The sequence below is a fragment of the Streptomyces sp. NPDC102278 genome (assembly GCF_044766345.1).
Lineage (GTDB): Bacteria > Actinomycetota > Actinomycetes > Streptomycetales > Streptomycetaceae > Streptomyces.
This window is the reverse complement of the sequence record NZ_JBIWLV010000005.1, coordinates 216,309-234,818: the sequence shown is the minus strand read 5'-3', so window position 1 is coordinate 234,818 and position 18,510 is coordinate 216,309. Positions and strand designations below refer to the sequence as shown.

The 18,510-nt window shown below is 69.4% G+C and carries 17 protein-coding genes; 8 read left to right on the top strand and 9 right to left on the bottom strand.

Features of this window, described 5'->3' with window-relative positions:
• Nucleotides 1-97: 97 nt before the first annotated feature.
• A complete protein-coding gene (locus ACIRO3_RS15720) occupies nt 98-748 on the bottom strand; it encodes an HAD family hydrolase (RefSeq protein WP_404136735.1) in 651 nt (216 codons plus the stop codon).
• A 242-nt stretch (nt 749-990) separates the two neighbouring features.
• Between ACIRO3_RS15720 and ACIRO3_RS15715 the strand changes: the two genes are divergently transcribed.
• Genes ACIRO3_RS15715 through ACIRO3_RS15705 form a run of 3 tightly spaced genes read left to right on the top strand, consistent with a single transcriptional unit; the run spans nt 991 to nt 3,594 of the window.
• On the top strand, nt 991-1,881 hold the full coding sequence (locus ACIRO3_RS15715) for a GNAT family N-acetyltransferase (protein WP_404136732.1): 891 nt from the start codon (nt 991-993) through the stop codon (nt 1,879-1,881).
• 17 nt (nt 1,882-1,898) lie between these two features.
• Nucleotides 1,899-2,363 carry a GNAT family N-acetyltransferase gene (locus ACIRO3_RS15710; protein ID WP_361770731.1) on the top strand — a complete coding sequence of 155 codons (465 nt, stop codon included), beginning with the start codon at nt 1,899-1,901 and terminating at the stop codon, nt 2,361-2,363.
• A 55-nt stretch (nt 2,364-2,418) separates the two neighbouring features.
• Nucleotides 2,419-3,594, top strand: coding sequence for a winged helix DNA-binding domain-containing protein (locus ACIRO3_RS15705; RefSeq protein ID WP_404136729.1), 1,176 nt, complete (start codon nt 2,419-2,421; stop codon nt 3,592-3,594).
• A gap of 7 nt (nt 3,595-3,601) precedes the next feature.
• Here ACIRO3_RS15705 and ACIRO3_RS15700 read toward each other — a convergent pair whose 3' ends face one another.
• Nucleotides 3,602-4,981 carry a serine hydrolase domain-containing protein gene (locus ACIRO3_RS15700; RefSeq protein ID WP_404136726.1) on the bottom strand — a complete coding sequence of 460 codons (1,380 nt, stop codon included), beginning with the start codon at nt 4,979-4,981 and terminating at the stop codon, nt 3,602-3,604.
• 98 nt (nt 4,982-5,079) lie between these two features.
• On the opposite strand from ACIRO3_RS15700, the gene ACIRO3_RS15695 reads away from it, so the two are divergent.
• Nucleotides 5,080-5,865 (top strand): DUF6193 family natural product biosynthesis protein, encoded by a 786-nt coding sequence (locus ACIRO3_RS15695; RefSeq protein ID WP_404136723.1) that lies wholly within the window; start codon nt 5,080-5,082, stop codon nt 5,863-5,865.
• Nucleotides 5,866-5,928: 63 nt separating this feature from the next.
• On the opposite strand, the gene dnaB is transcribed toward ACIRO3_RS15695, so the two are convergent.
• Complete coding sequence (gene dnaB / locus ACIRO3_RS15690) at nt 5,929-7,404, bottom strand: replicative DNA helicase (protein WP_361770976.1); 1,476 nt, start codon at nt 7,402-7,404, stop codon at nt 5,929-5,931.
• 441 nt (nt 7,405-7,845) lie between these two features.
• Here dnaB and ACIRO3_RS15685 point away from each other — a divergent pair, with 441 nt between their 5' ends.
• Entirely contained in the window at nt 7,846-9,183 is a 1,338-nt protein-coding gene (locus ACIRO3_RS15685) for an MATE family efflux transporter (RefSeq protein WP_404136720.1), read from the top strand.
• 250 nt (nt 9,184-9,433) lie between these two features.
• Here ACIRO3_RS15685 and rplI read toward each other — a convergent pair whose 3' ends face one another.
• The 4 genes from rplI to rpsF all read right to left on the bottom strand — a co-directional run bounded on the left by rplI (nt 9,434) and on the right by rpsF (nt 11,142).
• Nucleotides 9,434-9,880, bottom strand: coding sequence for a 50S ribosomal protein L9 (rplI, locus tag ACIRO3_RS15680; RefSeq protein ID WP_361770721.1), 447 nt, complete (start codon nt 9,878-9,880; stop codon nt 9,434-9,436).
• A gap of 18 nt (nt 9,881-9,898) precedes the next feature.
• Nucleotides 9,899-10,135: a 30S ribosomal protein S18 gene (rpsR, locus tag ACIRO3_RS15675; RefSeq protein WP_003956534.1), complete on the bottom strand. Its 237-nt coding sequence runs from the start codon at nt 10,133-10,135 to the stop codon at nt 9,899-9,901.
• Between the two features lie 44 nt (nt 10,136-10,179).
• Nucleotides 10,180-10,779: a single-stranded DNA-binding protein gene (locus tag ACIRO3_RS15670; protein ID WP_361770718.1), complete on the bottom strand. Its 600-nt coding sequence runs from the start codon at nt 10,777-10,779 to the stop codon at nt 10,180-10,182.
• Between the two features lie 72 nt (nt 10,780-10,851).
• On the bottom strand, nt 10,852-11,142 hold the full coding sequence (gene rpsF / locus ACIRO3_RS15665; RefSeq protein WP_004950685.1) for a 30S ribosomal protein S6: 291 nt from the start codon (nt 11,140-11,142) through the stop codon (nt 10,852-10,854).
• A 251-nt stretch (nt 11,143-11,393) separates the two neighbouring features.
• On the opposite strand from rpsF, the gene ACIRO3_RS15660 reads away from it, so the two are divergent.
• The 3 genes from ACIRO3_RS15660 (at nt 11,394) to ACIRO3_RS15650 (ending at nt 14,063) form a co-directional block, all read left to right on the top strand.
• Entirely contained in the window at nt 11,394-11,708 is a 315-nt protein-coding gene (locus tag ACIRO3_RS15660; protein ID WP_361770716.1) for a hypothetical protein, read from the top strand.
• 130 nt (nt 11,709-11,838) lie between these two features.
• Nucleotides 11,839-12,957: a peptidoglycan bridge formation glycyltransferase FemA/FemB family protein gene (locus ACIRO3_RS15655; protein ID WP_053683970.1), complete on the top strand. Its 1,119-nt coding sequence runs from the start codon at nt 11,839-11,841 to the stop codon at nt 12,955-12,957.
• A 74-nt stretch (nt 12,958-13,031) separates the two neighbouring features.
• Nucleotides 13,032-14,063 carry an alanine racemase gene (locus tag ACIRO3_RS15650; RefSeq protein ID WP_351749825.1) on the top strand — a complete coding sequence of 344 codons (1,032 nt, stop codon included), beginning with the start codon at nt 13,032-13,034 and terminating at the stop codon, nt 14,061-14,063.
• Between the two features lie 10 nt (nt 14,064-14,073).
• Here ACIRO3_RS15650 and ACIRO3_RS15645 read toward each other — a convergent pair whose 3' ends face one another.
• Both ACIRO3_RS15645 and ACIRO3_RS15640 read right to left on the bottom strand, forming a co-directional pair.
• Nucleotides 14,074-15,534 (bottom strand): glycosyltransferase family 87 protein, encoded by a 1,461-nt coding sequence (locus tag ACIRO3_RS15645; protein WP_404136716.1) that lies wholly within the window; start codon nt 15,532-15,534, stop codon nt 14,074-14,076.
• An 89-nt stretch (nt 15,535-15,623) separates the two neighbouring features.
• Nucleotides 15,624-18,299: a transglycosylase domain-containing protein gene (locus ACIRO3_RS15640; RefSeq protein ID WP_404136713.1), complete on the bottom strand. Its 2,676-nt coding sequence runs from the start codon at nt 18,297-18,299 to the stop codon at nt 15,624-15,626.
• Nucleotides 18,300-18,510 lie beyond the last annotated feature (211 nt).

The following is an 18,510-nucleotide window of genomic DNA, read 5'->3' as shown; positions in this document are numbered from 1 at the left end:
GGCCTCGAATCCGTGGTTCCGGGCTTCACAGCGTGCCGGCCACCCAACAGCACTGCGCGGGAATGGGGAAATCCCGAGTTTCGAACCCCCTTTCCCCTTAAGATGCCTGAACTCCCGGGCGTGCCGACCCCAGGAGCTGGTAGGCCTCACGAAGATCCCGGCCCTCGTAGACGTAGGTCGCGCGTTCCGCCAGATACGGCCTGGCATTGACCGCCACGGACCTCGGCACCGCCTCGAAAAGCACCGCGTCGGTCAGGGAATCCCCGTACGCGACGCAGTCGCTCCGACTCACCCCGAACCGCGCGCACAGTCGGTCGGCGACATCGACCTTGAGCTCGGGTGTCAGGATCCCCGCCACATCGAGGGGCCCGCTGAACGGCACCGCCGGATAGATCGAGCCGTGCGCGGCATCCGCACCCCACTCCAGCAGCAGCTCCACGAAGAAGGACGGCGACAGGGAGATCACCGCGCAGTGGTCCCCGCGCTCTCGGATCTCCTGCCATACCTCCCGGATCCCCGCCAGCCACGGGGCTCCGTCGAAGGCGGCCCGGACGTGCTCCGACGTCAACCCCGACCACAGGGCGTGAGCCGCCACGGAGAACTGCTGCGGTCCGATCTCACGCGCGGCGAACGCCCGCTCAAGCTCGGCGATCTCCTCGCCGACACCGAGCTGCCGGGAGATCTCCACCGGCGCGGCCGAACCGTACATCAGGGTGCCGTCGAGATCGAAAAGGTGGAGAAGCTTCATAGCCGTCGAGGCTAACCCGTGTGTTTCACGTGAAACACCCTGTTTCACGTGAAACGAACTCCGCCGCCATGGAGTCGCGTCACGTTTCACGTGAAACATCGAGCCGTTTCACGTGAAACATCCCCGTCGGCCCCGCCCCGGCGTCCGCTCCCTCGCACCCGCTCCCGTGCCCAGCGTCCCTTCTTGATCCGAGTTCCGGAATCCCCTGGACTCCCCACCGGCTGATGATCCAGTCTGGTCCGGTGACACCACCACAGCTCACCGACCTGCCGATCCGCGCACTGACCATGGACGATCTCCGTCGTTGCGCCGACCTCTCCGAGGACCGCGGCTGGCCCCGCGAGGAGCACAAATGGGGGCTGCTCCTTGCCGCAGGGGACGGCTACGGCATCGACGCCCCCGACGGGCGCGGCCTCGCAGCGGCCTGCGTGGTCACCCGGTACGGCGGCAACCCGGCCGCACCGGAACTCGCCGCCATCGGAATGGTCCTCGTCGCCGACCGGTACGCACGCCAGGGCATCGGCCGCCGCCTCATGACGCACGTCTGCGACGACGTGCTCAAGGGCGTCGCGCTCACCCTCCACGCCACCCCCTACGGCCGCCCGCTCTACGAGGAGCTCGGTTTCGACACCACGGGCCGCGCCGAAATGCTGATGGGCACCTTCCGAGCGGAGTCCCCGGAGACCGAGGGTCCAGAAGCCGCCTCGATCAGGACCGCCACCGCCGAGGACATCGCACGGATCGTCCGGTTGGACACCGAGGTGTTCGGCGCGGATCGGACCCACGTGATCACGCGGCTGCCCGCCTTCGCGGATCGACTGCTCGTGGCCGAGGACGACTCCGGCGAACTCATCGGCTACGCGGCGCTCTGGCCCAACATGGAGACCCATGTCATCGGGCCGTTGATCGCCCACGACACCCTCGTGGCCCGGTCCCTCGTGACCGCGCTGGCCGGCGCCACCGAGCGACCCCTGCGCACCGATGTCGACGTACGCCACGAAGAGCTCCTCGCCTGGCTCAAGGATCGCGGGCTCGACTCGATCGCCTTCAACGCCGTCATGACCCGCGACGTCCCCGGTCTGCCCGGTGACTGGACCCGACGCTGGGCACCGCTCACCGTCGCCGCGGGCTGAGGAGGGAACCACCGCACATGACCGACCCCACCGCCGAACTCGCCATCCGCCCCGCCACCGAAGCCGACCTGCCCGCCATCGTCGCCATGCTGGCCGATGACCCGCTGGGGGCGACCCGTGAGTCCCCGGACGATCTCGCCCCGTACATCGCGGCCCTCAAGCGCATCGACGACGACCCCAACCAGCGGTTGGTGGTCGCCGTACGTGAGGACCGGATCGTGGGCACGCTCCAGCTCACCATCGTCCCGGGGCTCTCCCGCAAGGGAGCCTCCCGTTCCATCATCGAAGGCGTGCGCGTCCACGCCGACGAACGGGGCAGTGGCCTGGGCACTCGTTTCATCGAGTGGGCGATCGAGCAGTCCCGTCTGGAGAACTGCCAATTGGTCCAGCTGACCTCGGACGTGACACGGATCGACGCCCACCGCTTCTACGAGCGGCTCGGGTTCACCGCCTCCCACGTCGGGTTCAAGCTCCAGCTCTGACGGAACGAACCGGAAGGCCGGGCCGTCCGCGGCGGTCCGGCCTACGATCGGGAGGATGAGCCCCGCCCTCCCCCTCGTCACCACCGCGGAACGCCGCCACCGCCTCGGCCGCCGGCACCGGCTGGCCCCCTCGGCCCGTGCCGCCCGCGTGCACGAGGCTGCGGACGCCGTCGTCGCCCTGCACGCCACCGACGCCGCGACCGTGTTCCTCTCGGCCCGCGCCCGCCTCACCGGGGCGGACCCCGCAGCCATCGAGCAGGCGCTGTACGAGGACGTCAGCCTCGTACGACTGCTGAGCATGCGCAATACGCTCTTCGCCGTCTCCACCGAACTGGCGCCCCACGTGGACGCGTCCACGGCCCGGGGGATCGCCGCCAAGGAGCGTCGTACCTTCCTCAAACACCTCGACGAGGACGGCCAGGGACTCGACGCCGACTGGCTCGCCCGGGTCGAGTCGGCCGCGCTCGACGCCCTCGATGGGCTCGGTCCCTCCACCGGCAGCCAACTCTCCGCCGCCGTGCCCGCTCTGCGGCAGAAGATCACCCTGGGACGGGGCAAGAAGTACGAGACCGAGACCGGTGTCGCGACCCGCGTCATCAGGCTCCTGGCCGCGGACGGCCGGATCCGCCGCGACCGCCCGCGCGGCTCCTGGACCTCCAGCCAGTACCGCTGGGTCCACACCGACCCCTGGCCGCCCCTGCCGACCGCGGAAGCCCGCGCCGAGATCGCCCGCCGCTGGCTGCACGCGTACGGGCCGGCCACCGAAGCCGACCTCAAGTGGTGGACCGGCTGGACCCTCACCGACGTACGCAAGGCACTGGCCGTCGTCGGCCCCGATCACGTCCGTCTCGACGACGGCACCGGCGCCCTCGTCAGCCCCGGTGACATCGGACCCGAGCCGGCGCCCGAGCCCTGGGCGGCGCTGTTGCCCGGGCTCGACCCGAGTGCCATGGGATGGGCCGACCGCGGCTTCCACCTCGACCCCGCCCACCGGATCGTCCTCTTCGACTACGCCGGCAACGTCGGCCCCACCGTCTGGTGGAACGGCGAGATCATCGGCGGTTGGGCCCAGCGACCCGACGGCGAGATCGTCTGGCGGCTGCTGGGCGACCCCGGCCGCGCGGCCGAAGAGGCGGTCACCACCGAAGCCGCCCGGCTCTCGGAGTGGATCGGCGCGGCCCGCATCACTCCCCGCTTCCGCACCCCACTGGAACGAGAGCTGGTGGCGTAGCGGCGGCTCAGATGCCGCGCCAACCCCGCGGATCCACCCCGCCGGGCACCGGAGCCTGGACGTCGTACGGTTCCCGCGTGAACACGAAGGAGCCCAGGTCGAGGTGGCTCACGGAGCCGTCCGCCCGGCGTACCGCCCGGAGCGTCTCGCCCGCGTAGTAGCCGTTGAGACCCGTCCAGCTCCCGTCCGACTCGGCGCGGAAGCGCGCGGTACGCCCCGTCGCTCCGACCGGTGCCAACTCCAGGACCCCGTCGGAGGTCAGCCGGACCACCTGGGCCGAAGTGCCCCAGTACCAGGGGCCGCAGAGATCCAAGGCCACCGGATCGGCCTCGCGGAAGGGCCGCCACGGCTCCGGGAACCGGGGCTCCGCCTCCGCCACGATCGCCACCAGGTCCACGGCCACCGTCGTGGCCGGCAGGCCCGACGTGCAGTTGGCCAGCACCACCGCCGCGACGTCTTCCGCCTCGCTCAGCCAGAGAGCCGCGACGAAGCCGGGCAGCGATCCCCCGTGCCCCACGAGCCGGCGCCCAGGGCCGTCCATCAGCTGGAGTCCGAACCCGTAGCCGGGCTCGGCGACACCCTCCACCGGGGCGGCCGATGTGCTCATCTCCCGCAGTGACGCGGCACTCAGCACCCGCTCGTCACCCCGCACGAGGAACGTCGCGAACCTGGCCAGGTCTCGTGTCGTGGACCAGAGTTGACCTGCCGAAGCCATCAGGCCCAGGTCCTCCAGCGGCTCGGGCATCATCACGTCCGCCCACGGATGGACCGCCCAGCCGCCCGCGTGCGGAGCCGACGGCCCCGCCGTCGTACGGGCCAGCCCGAGCGGCTCCAACACCTCGGCGCGGAGCGCGTCCTGCCACGGCTTCCCGCGCACGGCCTCCACGAGGGACCCCAGCAGCGTGTAGCCCGGGTTCGAGTAGTGGAAGCGCGTACCGGGCTCGTGCAGCAAGGGCCGCTTTCCCAGAACGTCCGTGAGCTCCGGGCGCAGGGCGGCAGGCGTCCGCTCCCACCACGCGCCCGGGGTCTCGGCGGCCAATCCCGCCGTATGTGCCAGCAGTTGCCGCACCGTCACCTCACCGACGCCCGTCCCCGGCAGGTACTTCCCCACCGCGTCCCCGAGGCTCAGCAAGCCCTCGTCGCGCAGCCTCATCACCAGCACGGCGGTGAACGTTTTGGTGATCGAACCGATCCTGTACTGCACGTCCCCGTCGGGGCCATGGCCCTCGACGCTCGTACGAGAGCCCTCCCAGACCACCTCACCGCCCCGAACGACGGCCGCCACGACCGACGGGGCGCGCCCGTCGCGCTGGGCGACGGCGATCCGGTGCCTCAGCGCGCGTCGGGTCGCGGGAAGCAGTTCCAGGTCTTCGGAGAAGGTGTCCATGATCCCCAGGCTCTCAGGTTCCGCGCCCGGGGGAATTTCCCTCCGTCGATATTCCCAAGTGATGGCGAACATCTCGGCATCGGCGGGAGACTCGGGCGGTGACTTCGAACTCTGCCGACCCGAGCCGCCGCGTGCCGTCGCCCACGGAGCCCGATCCGTATCCGGACCTGACGTCCGCCGGCAGCCTCGCCGCGGCATTGGAGTCGGTGGCCGCCGGGCTCGGGCTCGGCTGGGATCCGGTCCTGGTGAGCGAATCGGATCCATTAGGCTCCGCCGGCGTCGCGAGCGAGGTCGTCGACCGGGAAACGTGCTGGATCACCCTCGGATCCGCGGAACGGCAGTTCATCCTCAGCGGCTGGTGCAGGGGAGTTCGGCTGATCTCCGGCTCGACCCCGGACCTCGGCGACATGGCCTTGGCCCTGGAGGGTTGGCGAAAGGGCGCGACGCTCAGGGAGATCCACGAGGCGGCCCCCTTCGTCACGGTCACCGAACTGGCGCGGGCCCATGAGCGCGGCCCCGCCGCGGCCGTCGCCGTCGGATGGCGCCTGCTCCTGGAAGGCCTCCGGCAAAAGGAGGACCTGTTCTCCTACGCGCGGTCGACCCTGAGGATCGCCGAGGCCGCGTACGCCGAGCCGAAGCTGCGCCGGCTCTATCCGTTCACCAGTCACCGCTCGCTGCACTTCACCACGTGCGTCGGGATTCCGTACTCGCGGGACGTGCCGCACGTCGATCCGCTGAGCGACGGCCGGTACCGGGTCCACGCACCATCCCGCGGGGCCGTCATCGGCGACGCCGACACCCCGGAGGCAGCCGTCGCCCTGGTCGTCTCGGGCCTGCCGGCGGGCTGTGGACCGGCCGTCGCCGGGACATCCGGGGATCGATGAACCAGCGGCCACCTGCGGCGCGCCGTCCGGGGGAGCGGCGGTTTGGCCCCTCCCCCCTGGCGCCTAGGTGTTGGCCATGTCCACGAAGCGCGAGTAGTGACCCTGGAAGGCCACGGTGATGGTGGCCGTGGGGCCGTTACGGTGCTTCGCCACGATCAGGTCCGCCTCACCGGCACGCGGGGACTCCTTCTCGTACGCGTCCTCGCGGTGGAGCAGGATCACCATGTCCGCGTCCTGCTCGATCGAGCCCGATTCACGCAGGTCGGAGACCATCGGCTTCTTGTCGGTGCGCTGCTCGGGACCACGGTTCAGCTGGGAGAGCGCGATCACCGGGACCTCCAGCTCCTTGGCCAGCAGCTTCAGGTTTCGGGACATGTCCGAGACCTCCTGCTGGCGGCTCTCTGGCCGGCGCGAGCCACCCGACTGCATCAGCTGGAGGTAGTCGATGACGACGAGCGACAGGTCGTTGCGCTGCTTGAGCCGGCGACACTTCGCCCGGATCTCCATCATCGACAGGTTGGGGGAGTCGTCGATGTACAGCGGGGCGGCGGACACGTCCGGCATCCGGCGGGCCAGCCGAGTCCAGTCGTCGTCGGTCATCGTGCCCGAGCGCATGTGGTGCAGCGCCACGCGGGCCTCGGCCGAGAGCAGGCGCATCGCGATCTCGTTGCGACCCATTTCGAGGGAGAAGATGACGCTCGGCAGGTTGCTCTTGATGGAGCAGGCGCGGGCGAAGTCCAGCGCGAGCGTCGACTTGCCCATGGCGGGTCGGGCAGCGATGACGATCATCTGACCGGGGTGCAGGCCGTTGGTCAGCGAATCCAGGTCGGTGAATCCGGTCGGAACTCCCGACATCTGGCCGCTGCGGGAACCGATCGCCTCGATCTCGTCGAGGGCGCCTTCCATGATGTCGCCGAGCGGCAGGTAGTCCTCCGAGGTGCGCTGCTCGGTGACGGCGTAGATCTCCGCCTGGGCGCTGTTGACGATCTCGTCCACATCGCCGTCGGCCGCGTATCCCATCTGCGTGATCTTCGTGCCGGCCGCGACGAGGCGCCGCAGTACGGCTCTCTCGTGGACGATCTCGGCGTAGTACTCGGCGTTGGCCGCGGTCGGCACGGACTGGACCAGCGTGTGCAGGTACGAGGCCCCGCCGACCTTGCTGATCTCGCCGCGCCGGGTCAGTTCCGCGCCGACCGTGATCGGGTCGGCCGGCTCGCCCTTCGCGTACAGGTCGAGGATGGCCTGGTAGATCGTCTCGTGGGACGGCCGGTAGAAGTCGTGGCCCTTGAGGACCTCGACGACGTCGGCGATGGCGTCCTTCGAGAGCAGCATGCCGCCGAGCACCGATTGTTCGGCGTCGAGGTCCTGCGGGGGGACCCGCTCGAAGCCGCCGCCCCCGCCGTCCCAGGAGCCTCCCTCACGGCCCTGGTCCTGCTGGTCGTCCCCGCGGCCGCGACCCTCTCCCTTACGGCGCGAGCGGGCGGGCAGACGGTCACCTGGACCGCTGTCGGCCCAAGGGTCGTCCATGGGCTCGGGCATGCTCACCGGGCCGCCTCCTCCCGTCCGCTGCGCGGACCTCGCCGTGTCACTCTTTCTACGACACGGCTCTGACATTTGGGGTACCCGAATCGGCTGTCGGCGCGTCGGGGCAACGCACCACGGTAGGGCCGCGAGCGACGTCAGCCAATCTTGTTATCCACAGGGTGTGTGGATGAGATGTGGACGACGGCGCCAATGCTGTGGGTAACTGCCTCCAAGCTGTGTACGGACCGGGGGACGACGCTGTGGACAAAATCACCCGACCTCCCCCCACACCCACTCTGAGCTGCGGTTTCTCTCTTGTGGAGCCGTGGGGAAGAAATTTCTTCGCCACTGTCTCAAGATCGCCCCCAACGGGGTGCGGAGAACACCCAAGTCAGCGCTTCGGTAAGGCCCCAAAGACCCTTGCATCCATTACCTGTGGAAGATTAGATTGAGCACATGACACAGGCCTCCACAGCAACGAAAGCTGCGCCGAGACGACACGACCGCGAGATCCTCGCCCTGGCCGTCCCCGCGTTCGGAGCCCTCGTCGCCGAACCCCTGTTCCTGATGGCCGACAGCGCCATCGTGGGACACCTCGGCACACCTCAGCTGGCCGGCCTCGGCGTCGCCGCCGCCCTGCTCACCACCGCGGTGAGCGTCTTCGTCTTCCTCGCCTACGCCACCACCGCGGCGGTCGCCCGCAGGGTGGGTGCGGGCGACCTCCAGGCGGCGATCCGCCAGGGCATGGACGGCATCTGGCTCGCGCTGCTGTTGGGCGGGGCCGTCGTCGCCGTCGTCCTGCCCGCGGCCCCCTGGCTGGTCTCCCTCCTCGGGGCCTCCGACAACGTGGCGCCCTACGCGATCACCTACCTGCGGATCTCCGCCTTCGGGATCCCCGCGATGCTCATGGTGCTGGCCGCCACCGGTGTCATCCGTGGCCTCCAGGACACCCGGACCCCGCTCTACGTCGCCATCGGCGGTTTCACGCTCAACGGCGTCCTGAACGTCGCTCTCGTCTACGGGGCCGGTTTCGGCATCGCCGGCTCCGCCTGGGGCACGGTCATCGCCCAATGCGCCATGGCCGCCGCGTACCTCTTCGTGGTCGTTCGCGGAGCCCGCAGGCACGGCGCCTCCCTGCGCCCCGACCCGGCGGGAATTCGGGCCTGCGCCCAGGCCGGCGTACCGCTGCTGGTCCGCACCTTGTCACTGCGCGCCGTCCTGATGATCGCCACCGCCGTGGCCGCCCGGCTCGGCGACGCCGACGTCGCCGCCCACCAGATCCTGCTCTCCCTCTGGAGCCTGCTCGCCTTCGCCCTGGACGCCATCGCGATCGCCGGCCAGGCGATCATCGGGCGCTACCTGGGAGCCGGGGACACCGAGGGGGCCAAAGCCGTCTGCCGTCGGATGGTCCAGTGGGGCATCGCCGCGGGCATCGTCCTGGGGCTGCTGGTGGCTTTGGCCCGCCCGGTCTTCATCCCTTTGTTCACCGGCGATCCTGCGGTCGAGGCCGCCCTGCTGCCCGCGCTGCTGGTCGTGGCGATCTCCCAACCGGTGTCCGGCATCGTCTTCGTCCTGGACGGAGTCCTGATGGGCGCCGGAGACAGCCGCTACCTCGCCTGGGCCATGCTGCTGACCCTCGCCGTGTTCGCTCCGGCCGCTCTCCTCGTCCCCGCCCTCGGAGGAGGCCTGACGGCCCTCTGGTGGGCGATGACCCTGATGATGCTGGTCCGCATGGTGACGCTCCAGCTCCGCGCCCGCTCGGGCCGCTGGCTGGTCGCCGGGGCCACCCGCTGAGCCACCCGGCCATCGGCGTCGCCGGATGGCGGGTCGCGGCTGATCGGTGTTTCACGTGAAACACCGGTGAGCGGGCCAGTCATGTGAAACCCCGTTTCACGTGAAACATCGCGCCACCCGGCACCCGCCGGACACGATGTTTCACGTGAAACACCGCGCCGCGCTGCGCCCGCCAAACACGATCCCGTGGTCATCCGGAAACGACGAAGGGCCGCACCCCCGAGGGGGTGCGGCCCTTCGTGCGCAGCACTTAGGCGGCGACGACCTCGACGCCCACGTTCGCGAGGACCTCCGTGTGCAGACGCACGGAGACCTGGTACGAACCGAGGGTCTTGATCGGCGAGCCCAGCTCGACGCGACGCTTGTCGACCTTCGGGCCACCCGAAGCCTCGATCGCCGTGGCGATGTCGGACTGCGTGACGGAACCGAAGAGACGACCGGCGTCACCCGAGCGGGTGGCCAGACGGACCTTCACGGCCTCGAGCTTGGCCTTGATCTCGTTGGCCTGCTCGATGGTCGAGATCTCGTGGATCTTGCGGGCGCGGCGAATCTGCGCCACGTCCTGCTCGCCACCCTTGGTCCAGCGGATCGCGAAGCGACGCGGGATCAGGTAGTTGCGAGCGTAGCCGTCCTTGACGTCGACGACGTCACCTGCGGCACCGAGGCCATTGACCTCGTGGGTCAGGATGATCTTCATTGTTCGGTCACCCTTTCCTTATCGCGCGGTGGACGTGTAGGGCAGCAGCGCCATCTCACGGCTGTTCTTGACGGCCGTGGCGACGTCACGCTGGTGCTGCGTGCAGTTGCCGGTGACGCGGCGGGCACGGATCTTGCCGCGGTCGGAAATGAACTTCCGCAGCATGTTCGTGTCCTTGTAGTCCACGTACACGGTCTTGTCCTTGCAGAACGCGCAGACCTTCTTCTTAGGCTTGCGCACAGGCGGCTTCGCCATTGTGTCTCTCCTGTGTGATCAAGAAGTGGGGGTGCGAGCTGCCCTTAGAAGGGCGGCTCGTCCGAGTAGCCACCGCCGGAGCCGCCGGAGCTTCCGCCCCAACCGCCCCCGCCGCCGCCCTGCTGCGCCTGGCCACCGGCCGGCGCGCTGGACGCCCACGGGTCGTCGGAGGGAGTTCCGCCGCCCTGCGGCGCGCCGCCACCGGGGGCTCCGCCCCAGTTGCCACCGCCGCCACCCTGCTGCTGACCGCCGCCGCCGTACCCACCCTGGCCACCGCGACCGCTGGTCTTGGCGACCTTGGCCGTGGCGCTCTTCAGGCTGGGGCCGACTTCCTCGACGTCCAGCTCGTAGACCGTGCGCTTGACACCCTCACGGTCCTCGTACGACCGCTGCTTCAGCCGGCCCTGCACGATGACGCGCATGCCCCGCTGAAGGGACTCGGCGACGTTCTCCGCCGCCTGACGCCAGACCGAGCAGGTCAGGAACAGGCCTTCGCCGTCCTTCCACTCATTGGTCTGCTTGTCGAAGATGCGGGGAGTGGACGCGACACGGAACTTCGCGACCGCCGCACCCGAGGGGGTGAAGCGCAGCTCGGGGTCGTCGACGAGATTGCCGACGACCGTGATGACGGTCTCGCCTGCCATGGATGAACCTCTCGGCGGGGATTGCTGCTGGGCTGCTGTGCTACTCGGTCCCGATTACCGCTGAACCGAAGTTCAGTGGGTCTCGGGGCGAAGGACCTTGGTCCGGAGAACCGACTCGTTCAGGTTCATCTGTCGGTCAAGCTCCTTGACGACCGCAGGCTCGGCCTGAAGGTCGATGACCGAGTAGATGCCCTCGGGCTTCTTCTTGATCTCGTAAGCGAGACGACGACGGCCCCAGGTGTCGACCTTCTCGACCTTTCCGTTGCCCTCACGGACGACGGAGAGGAAGTTCTCGATCAACGGGGAGACAGCGCGCTCCTCGAGATCGGGGTCGAGGATGACCATCACTTCGTAGTGACGCATGTGGAACCCACCTCCTTTGGACTCAGCGGCCACGGTCGTTCCGTGGCAGGAGGGTCGTGATGCGTACGCACGGCGTCCACAGAGCAGACACCGCGCAGACCGTACAGACTACCTGCTCGACTCCTTCCGGTTGAAATCCGGCGGGAGAGGGCCACACTCTGTATGCATCGGGTGTGCTCGGTGCTATGCCCCCGGCTCCGCCGGAGGAGGCCCCGCAGCACCGCTCTGCTTCAGCCAGGAGGTGCCCACCGATGGCACAGGCAACGCGGCCCCAGTCCGCCATCTCGCTCTTCGCGACCGACGGCAAGCCCCATCCGCTGCAGGACACCCTGATGGCGGCCACCCTGATCCTCGGCGCCGTGGCGTTCGTCACGGGCTTCTTCGACAATCTGCACCTGCTCAGCTCGTGGACCGGGCTGGTCGGGATCCTCACGGGCGCCTACGGACAGTTCATCTCGGTGACGACACGCGAGCGCTTCGCGCTGATCATCGGGCTTGGCGCCTCGGCCGTCGGCTTCTACCTCGGCATGGCGCACGGCGGTCTCTTCGGCGGCTGGCTGAGCTGATCGGGGTACCTCCGCGACAGGGGCACGGACCGCCATCGGCCCGGGCCCGGCCCGTCCCCCAGAAGGGTGGTGCCCCCGTCGCAGTAGGCTTCGCGCCATAGCCAGCGAAGCCGCCGGAGGAGCACCCCGCATGAGTCTGTCCCTGAGGACCATCAGCCGAGAGCAGCATCTGGGTTTCCTCCAGAGCCTGCCCTCCGCTAGCCACTGCCAGGTCCCGGCGTGGGCCGACGTGAAGAACGAGTGGCGCTCCGAGAACCTCGGTTGGTTCGACGGATCCGGCGAACTCGTCGGTGCCGCGCTCGTGTTGTACCGCCAACTGCCCAAGGTGAAGCGGTACCTCGCGTACCTCCCCGAGGGCCCGGTCATCAACTGGTACGCCCCGAATCTGGAGGAGTGGCTCCAGCCGATGCTGAGCCACCTCAAGCAGCAGGGCGCCTTCACCGTGAAGATGGGTCCGCCCGTCGTCATCCGTCGCTGGAACTCGGCGGCCATCAAGGCCGGCATCCAGGACCCCGACGTCAAGCGCCTGCGCGACGTGGAGGCCTCGGTGATCGAACCCCGGGCCTTCGAGGTGTCCGACAAGCTGCGCCGCATGGGCTGGCAGCAGGCCGAGGACGGCGGCGCCGGATTCGGCGACGTCCAGCCCCGCTACGTCTTCCAGGTACCGCTGGCCAACCGCTCGCTGGACGATGTCCTCAAGGGCTTCAACCAGCTGTGGCGCCGCAACATCAAGAAGGCCGAGAAGGCCGGCGTCGAGGTGGTCCAGGGCGGCTACGACGACCTGCCGACCTGGCAGCACCTGTACGAGATCACGGCCGAGCGCGACAAGTTCCGCCCGCGGCCGCTCAGCTACTTCCAGCGCCAGTGGACGGCCCTCAACTCCGAGGACCCCAACCGGATGCGGCTGTACATCGCCACGCACGAGGGCGAGCCGCTGGCCGCGGCCACGATGATCACCGTCGGCCAGCACGTCTGGTACTCGTACGGGGCGTCCGCCAACCACAAGCGCGAGGTACGACCCTCGAACGCGATGCAGTGGCGCATGCTCCGCGATTCGTACGCGCTCGGCGCGAGCGTCTATGACCTGCGCGGCATCAGTGACACGCTGGACGAGAACGACCACCTGTTCGGCCTGATCCAGTTCAAGGTCGGCACGGGCGGCGAGGCCGTCGAGTACGTCGGCGAGTGGGACTTCCCGCTCAACAAGGTGCTGCACAAGGCGCTCGACATCTACATGTCCCGCCGCTGACCCGCACTTTCGCCCCACCCCCCATACACAGCACCGCTGTACCAAGCGGCTTTCCAGAGAGGCTCCGGACGGGCATGGCGCTCACGCTCTACGTCGACACCGCGCGCTGGCGTGCGCACCAGAAGCAGGTCGCTGACCGGTTCCCCGGGTTGATCCCGGTCTGCAAGGGCAACGGCTACGGCTTCGGCCACGAGCGGCTCTGCGAGGAGGCGACCCGGATGGGCGCCGACATCCTCGCCGTCGGAACGACCTACGAGGCCGCGAACATCAAGGACTGGTTCGGCGGTGACCTGCTCGTCCTCACCCCGTTCCGGCGCGGCGAGGACCCGGTGCCGCTGCCGGACCGGGTGATCCGTTCGGTCTCCTCCGTGGACGGGGTCCGCGGTCTGGTCGGCGCCCGCGTGGTCATCGAGTGCATGAGCTCGATGCGCCGCCACGGTGTCTCCGAACAGGACCTGGGGCAGCTCCACTCCGCGATCGAGGACGTCCGCCTGGAGGGCTTCGCCCTGCACCTGCCGCTGGACCGCCCCGACGGCTCGGACGCCGTCGAGGAGGTCATCGGCTGGATGGACCGGCTGCGCGCGGCCCGGCTGCCGCTGCACACCATGTTCGTCAGCCACCTCAAGGCCGAGGAACTGACGCGGCTCCAGCAGCAGTTCCCGCAGACCCGCTTCCGGGCCCGCATCGGCACCCGGCTGTGGCTGGGCGACCACGAGGCGACCGAGTACCGCGGCGCGGTCCTCGACGTCACCCGCGTGGCCAAGGGCGACCGGTTCGGCTACCGGCAGCAGAAGGCCGCGTCCGACGGCTGGTTGGTCGTCGTCGCCGGCGGTACGTCGCACGGAGTGGGCCTGGAGGCTCCCAAGGCCCTGCACGGGGTGATGCCGCGTGCCAAGGGCGTCGCGCGCGCGGGCCTGGCCACCGTGAACCGCAACCTGTCCCCGTTCGTGTGGGCGGGCAAGCAGCGCTGGTTCGCCGAGCCCCCGCACATGCAGGTGTCGATCCTGTTCGTGCCCTCGGACGCGACCGAGCCGAAGGTGGGCGACGAGCTGGTGGCGCACCTGCGGCACACCACCACGCAGTTCGACCGGGTGCTGGACGCCTGATCCGGTCCGGTCAGCGACCGGGGTCCTGACCCCAGTCGACCCGCTGTCCCGCCGAGGGCGTCGCGTTGCGCGGCGCCCTCGCCGCGTCCGACAGCACGAACACGTCCTTCGCCCCGTCCAGGACGCCCCCGGAGGGGTCGTCCGATCCGTCGCGCCGCACGACGTCGCGCTCGGGCAGCAGGATGTCCCGTACCACCACGGCGCAGAGGTAGAGCGTCGCCAGCAGGTGGGCGGCGATCGCCACCTGGTAGCCCTCCACGGGCAGGCCCTGGTGCTTGTCCCCGCTGGAGGTGTAGGCGAGGTAGAACCAGATCCCGAGGAAGTAGACGACCTCGCCGGCCTGCCAGATCAGGAAGTCGCGCCAGCGCGGTCGGGCCAGCGCGGCGAGCGGGACGAGCCACAACACGTACTGCGGCGAATAGACCTTGTTGGCCAGGATGAAGGCGGCGACGACGAGGAACGCCAGCTGGGCGAAGCGGGGGCGTCGGGGGGCCGTCAGGGTGAGCAGCGCGATCCCCCCGCAGAGCAGCAGGGTCAGACCGGTGGCGTACGTGTTCGCGTCGTCCAGCGGGTTCCCGGAGCGCTGGGAGATCAGCAGCCAGACGGAGCCGAAGTCGATGGGCCGCTCCTGGCTGAACGTGTAGAACTTCGTCCACCCGTCCCAGGCGAAGATCATGACCGGCAGGTTCACCACGAGCCAGGCGCCGACCGTGCCGAGGAGGGCGCAGGCGAACGCGCGCCACTTCCCGGCCCGCAGGCAGAGCACGAAGAGCACCCCGAGCAGCAGTACCGGGTAGAGCTTGGCCGCGGTGGCCAGACCGACGAAGACGCCGAAGAGCACCGTCCTGCCGCGGGACCACATGAGCATCGCGACCGCGGTCAGGGCGAGGGCGAGCAGATCCCAGTTGATCGTCGCGGTGAGCGCGAAGGCGGGCGCCAGGGCCAGCAGCAGCGCGTCCCACGGCCGGCGGCGGTGGGTGCGGGCGACGCACACGGCGATGACCGCGGCGCAGACCATCAGCATGCCCGCGTTGACCATCCAGTACATCTGTTCGCGATGCTGCATGGAGCCGCTGCCGGGCGTCAGCCAGGAGGCCACCTGCATGAAGAGCCCGGTCAGCACCGGGTACTCCAGATACTCCATGTCACCGGTGAGCCGGTCCCAGTAAGGGACGAGACCGTCGGAGAAGCCGCGTACGACGTACAGGTGCGGGATGTCGGAGTAGCAGGCGTGCGTGTACTGCGAGCCCGCCCCCCGGAACCACGCCCAGTCGTAGCAGGGCAGTTTCTGCGCCATGCCCAGCGCGAACATCCCCAGGGCCACGAGGACCACCACCCGTACCGGGCTCAGCCAGTGGCCGCCCAGGCGGGCATGGCGGCCCAGCGGGCCGCCGATGAGCTCGCTGCCGGCCGCGGCGACCTCGTCCTGCTGGGTGGGCAGTACGGGCCGGTCCTCGTGCACCTTCGTCATGCGCTCATCCTGCCGTACCGGGCCGGGCACGGACGAGGGCCGCCGCACAGTGTGCGGCGGCCCTCGTCAGGACGGCGGGGGTGGACCGGTCAGCCGCCGACACCGGTGGTGGTGCCCCAGCTGCCGCCTCCCGGGCGGCCCGGTTTACCCGAGGTGGGGGACGACGGGTCTCCGCCGGCTCCACCGTCGGCCCCCGCGGTCCCGCCTCCGTCGGCGCCGCCGGCGCCGTTCCCACCGCCGGCGCCGTTGCCTCCGTTGCCGCCGCCGATCAGGCCACCGATGTCATTGCCGTTGGTGGTGCCGCCGTCGGGATCCGGCTCACACACCTGCCAGGGCCGGCAGGTCGGCTTGGCGGGGCCCTTGGACGGGGACGGGGACACCTTGGGCGGAGAAGTGGACGGGGAGGGCGAGGGGGAGGGGGAGATCGACGGGGAGGGCGCCGGCGGCGTGGGGCTCGGCGCGCCGGAGGCGTGGGCGATCACGCCGATCTCGTCGGGCTCGGGGAACTGCTTGATCGGCGCCCCCTTGAGGGCCTCGCGCATGTACTCGGTCCAGATCACGGTCGGGATGTCACCACCGTGGATGGAGTCGATGCCGCCGACGCCGTTCATGGACTGCAGCGCCTGCCCCTTGGCGTTGGGGTCGCTGCGGAACAGGGTGACGGCCGTGGACAGTTCCGGGGTGTAGCCGACGAACCAGGCCGACTTGTTCTTGTCGGTGGTTCCGGTCTTGCCGGCGGCGGGCCGCTCCAGCTTCTTGGCCTTGATCGCGGTGCCGTTCTGGACGACGTTCTCCAGGACCTTGGTGATGTTGTCCGCGATGGCGTCGTCCATGGCCCGCTGCGGCTTGGGCGCCTCGAAGCCGGGAAGCTCCACGCCGTCCTTCTTGACACTGGTCACGGAGAACGGTTCGTGATGGGTGCCCGAAGCGGCGAAGGTGGCGTACGAGTCCGCCATCCGGATGGCGCTGGGAGTCGAGGTGCCCAGCGCGAACGACGCGTTGTCGTTGGGGTCCATCGAGTCCTTGAGGATGCCGGTGGACTCGGCCACCTCGCGGACCTTGTCGTGGCCGACGTCGAAGACGAGCTGGGCGAACGGGACGTTGATGGAGCTTTCCATCGCCTTGTTCAGGGTCACGTACCCGTAGGGCGTGGTGCTCTCGTTCTTCTGCTTGAACGGCTCGCCGTTCTTGCCGCGCAGCGGCTTGCCCGCACGGTTGTTGATCACGGTGAGGTCGTTGGCCATGTACTTGCTGTCGACCGAGATGCCCTCGCCGTCGGAGTTCTGGGTGCCGTACTCCATCGCGGCCGCCAACACGTACGGTTTCCAGGTCGAGCCGACGGGGACGCCCTGGGTGTCGGCGTTGTTGGTGAAGTGCTTCTTGTCCATGCCCGGCCCGCCGTACAGGGCCACGATCGCCCCGGACTTCGGGTCCACCGACGCGGCGCCGAACTGGACGTGGGTGTCGGTGTCGGGCCGGCGCTTCTCGTCGAGGAAGTCCTTGCGGGTCTCGTCGACGGCCTTGGACAGGGCGTCGACCTTCGCCTTGTCGAAGGTGGTACGGATCTGGTAGCCGCCGAGGGCCATCTTGTCCGCGCTGATGTGCAGCTTCCTCATCATGTACTGCTTGGCCGTCTCGACCAGGTAGCCGGTCTGGCCCGACAGCCCGCGCGCCTGTTCCGACTCGACGCGTGCGGGGAACTCCGTGTACTTGGCGCGCTCGGACTGGTCCATCCGACCCACCACGACCTCGCGGTCCAGGACCCAGGCCCAGCGCTGGCGCGCGCGTTGTTCATTGAGCTCGGGGGTGGCCGCCGCGCCGAGGCCGCCGTCCGGGTTGTACAGGTTCGGCCCCTTGAGGACGGACGCCAGGAAGGCGCTCTCCGAGGGGGTCAGGTTCTTGCAGTCCTTGCCGAAGTAGGCGCGTGAGGCGGCCTGGATGCCGTAGGCGTCGCGCCCGTAGTAGGCGGTGTTCAGATAGCCCGCGAGCACCTCGTCCTTGGGCGCGGTGAGACCGAGCCTTATCGAGATGAAGAGCTCGGTCACTTTCCGCTTGAGCGTCTGCTCGGAGTCCAGGAAGTTGTTCTTCACGTACTGCTGCGTGATGGTCGAGCCGCCCTGGGTGGAGCCGCCCTTGGCCATGTTCACCACGGCACGGGCGATGCCCATCGGGTCGACGCCCTTGTCCGTCTCGAAGGACTCGTTCTCCGCGGCGATGACGGCGTTGCGCATCGAGAGCGGGATCTCGTCGATCTGGACGATCTGGCGGTTCATCGAGCCACCGGTCGCGACCATCTGACTGCCGTCGGCCCAGTAGAAGACGTTGTTCTGCGCCTGGGCCGCCTTGTTGGCGTCCGGCGTGCTCACCATGGCGATGCCGATGCCGGCGCCCGCGATGATCACCGCGAAGAACCCCAGCGTGGTGCCGCTCACGAGCTTCCAGGACGGGACGAACCGTTTCCACCCGTTTCGGTCGGAACGCGGGTAGTTGACGAGCCGCCGGTCCGAGCGGCTCGCTCCGGTTCCGGATCTGCCCGACTGCGCCCCGCCTCGGCCGCGACCGCCCGGGCCTCTCTGGGCGGCTCTTCGGGCCTCGACGCGACTGTTGGAGGGGGACTGCTCTGCGTACGAAGCACTGGGGGACGCCGCGCGGGCGTCATGCCCCGCCCCGGCGCCGCGGCCAGGGCGCTGCTGCGCCGGCCGGCGGGACGCGGCGCGGCCGCCGCCCTGGGCTTGCTGCGGCGGTTTACGGCGATGCTCGCTCATCGAACGACTACTCCTCGGGCAGGCGAGTGGCCTGGCAGCGGCGGTGCATTCCGGTTCCCCCCGGTGTCATGCCGCACAGACTACGCACGGTCAAAACCCAATCAGTGCCGAAGTTCACCCCAAATCAGGCAACTTGCGTACGTCGAATTAGTGATGTGACGCCGGTCACCACGTCACCCCTTGTCGCGGGAGGCCGCCCGTTCTATCGTCT

Coding starts and splice junctions, on each gene's coding strand:
- rpsF (WP_004950685.1), bottom strand. CDS start 11,142: ATGCGTCACTACGAAGTGATGGTCATCCTCGACCCCGATCTCGAGGAG.
- ACIRO3_RS15645 (WP_404136716.1), bottom strand. CDS start 15,534: ATGACGAAGGTGCACGAGGACCGGCCCGTACTGCCCACCCAGCAGGAC.
- rplI (WP_361770721.1), bottom strand. CDS start 9,880: ATGAAGATCATCCTGACCCACGAGGTCAATGGCCTCGGTGCCGCAGGT.
- ACIRO3_RS15660 (WP_361770716.1), top strand. CDS start 11,394: ATGGCACAGGCAACGCGGCCCCAGTCCGCCATCTCGCTCTTCGCGACC.
- ACIRO3_RS15670 (WP_361770718.1), bottom strand. CDS start 10,779: ATGGCAGGCGAGACCGTCATCACGGTCGTCGGCAATCTCGTCGACGAC.
- dnaB (WP_361770976.1), bottom strand. CDS start 7,404: ATGCCCGAGCCCATGGACGACCCTTGGGCCGACAGCGGTCCAGGTGAC.
- rpsR (WP_003956534.1), bottom strand. CDS start 10,135: ATGGCGAAGCCGCCTGTGCGCAAGCCTAAGAAGAAGGTCTGCGCGTTC.
- ACIRO3_RS15700 (WP_404136726.1), bottom strand. CDS start 4,981: ATGGACACCTTCTCCGAAGACCTGGAACTGCTTCCCGCGACCCGACGC.
- ACIRO3_RS15685 (WP_404136720.1), top strand. CDS start 7,846: ATGACACAGGCCTCCACAGCAACGAAAGCTGCGCCGAGACGACACGAC.
- ACIRO3_RS15650 (WP_351749825.1), top strand. CDS start 13,032: ATGGCGCTCACGCTCTACGTCGACACCGCGCGCTGGCGTGCGCACCAG.
- ACIRO3_RS15705 (WP_404136729.1), top strand. CDS start 2,419: ATGAGCCCCGCCCTCCCCCTCGTCACCACCGCGGAACGCCGCCACCGC.
- ACIRO3_RS15720 (WP_404136735.1), bottom strand. CDS start 748: ATGAAGCTTCTCCACCTTTTCGATCTCGACGGCACCCTGATGTACGGT.
- ACIRO3_RS15655 (WP_053683970.1), top strand. CDS start 11,839: ATGAGTCTGTCCCTGAGGACCATCAGCCGAGAGCAGCATCTGGGTTTC.
- ACIRO3_RS15710 (WP_361770731.1), top strand. CDS start 1,899: ATGACCGACCCCACCGCCGAACTCGCCATCCGCCCCGCCACCGAAGCC.
- ACIRO3_RS15640 (WP_404136713.1), bottom strand. CDS start 18,299: ATGAGCGAGCATCGCCGTAAACCGCCGCAGCAAGCCCAGGGCGGCGGC.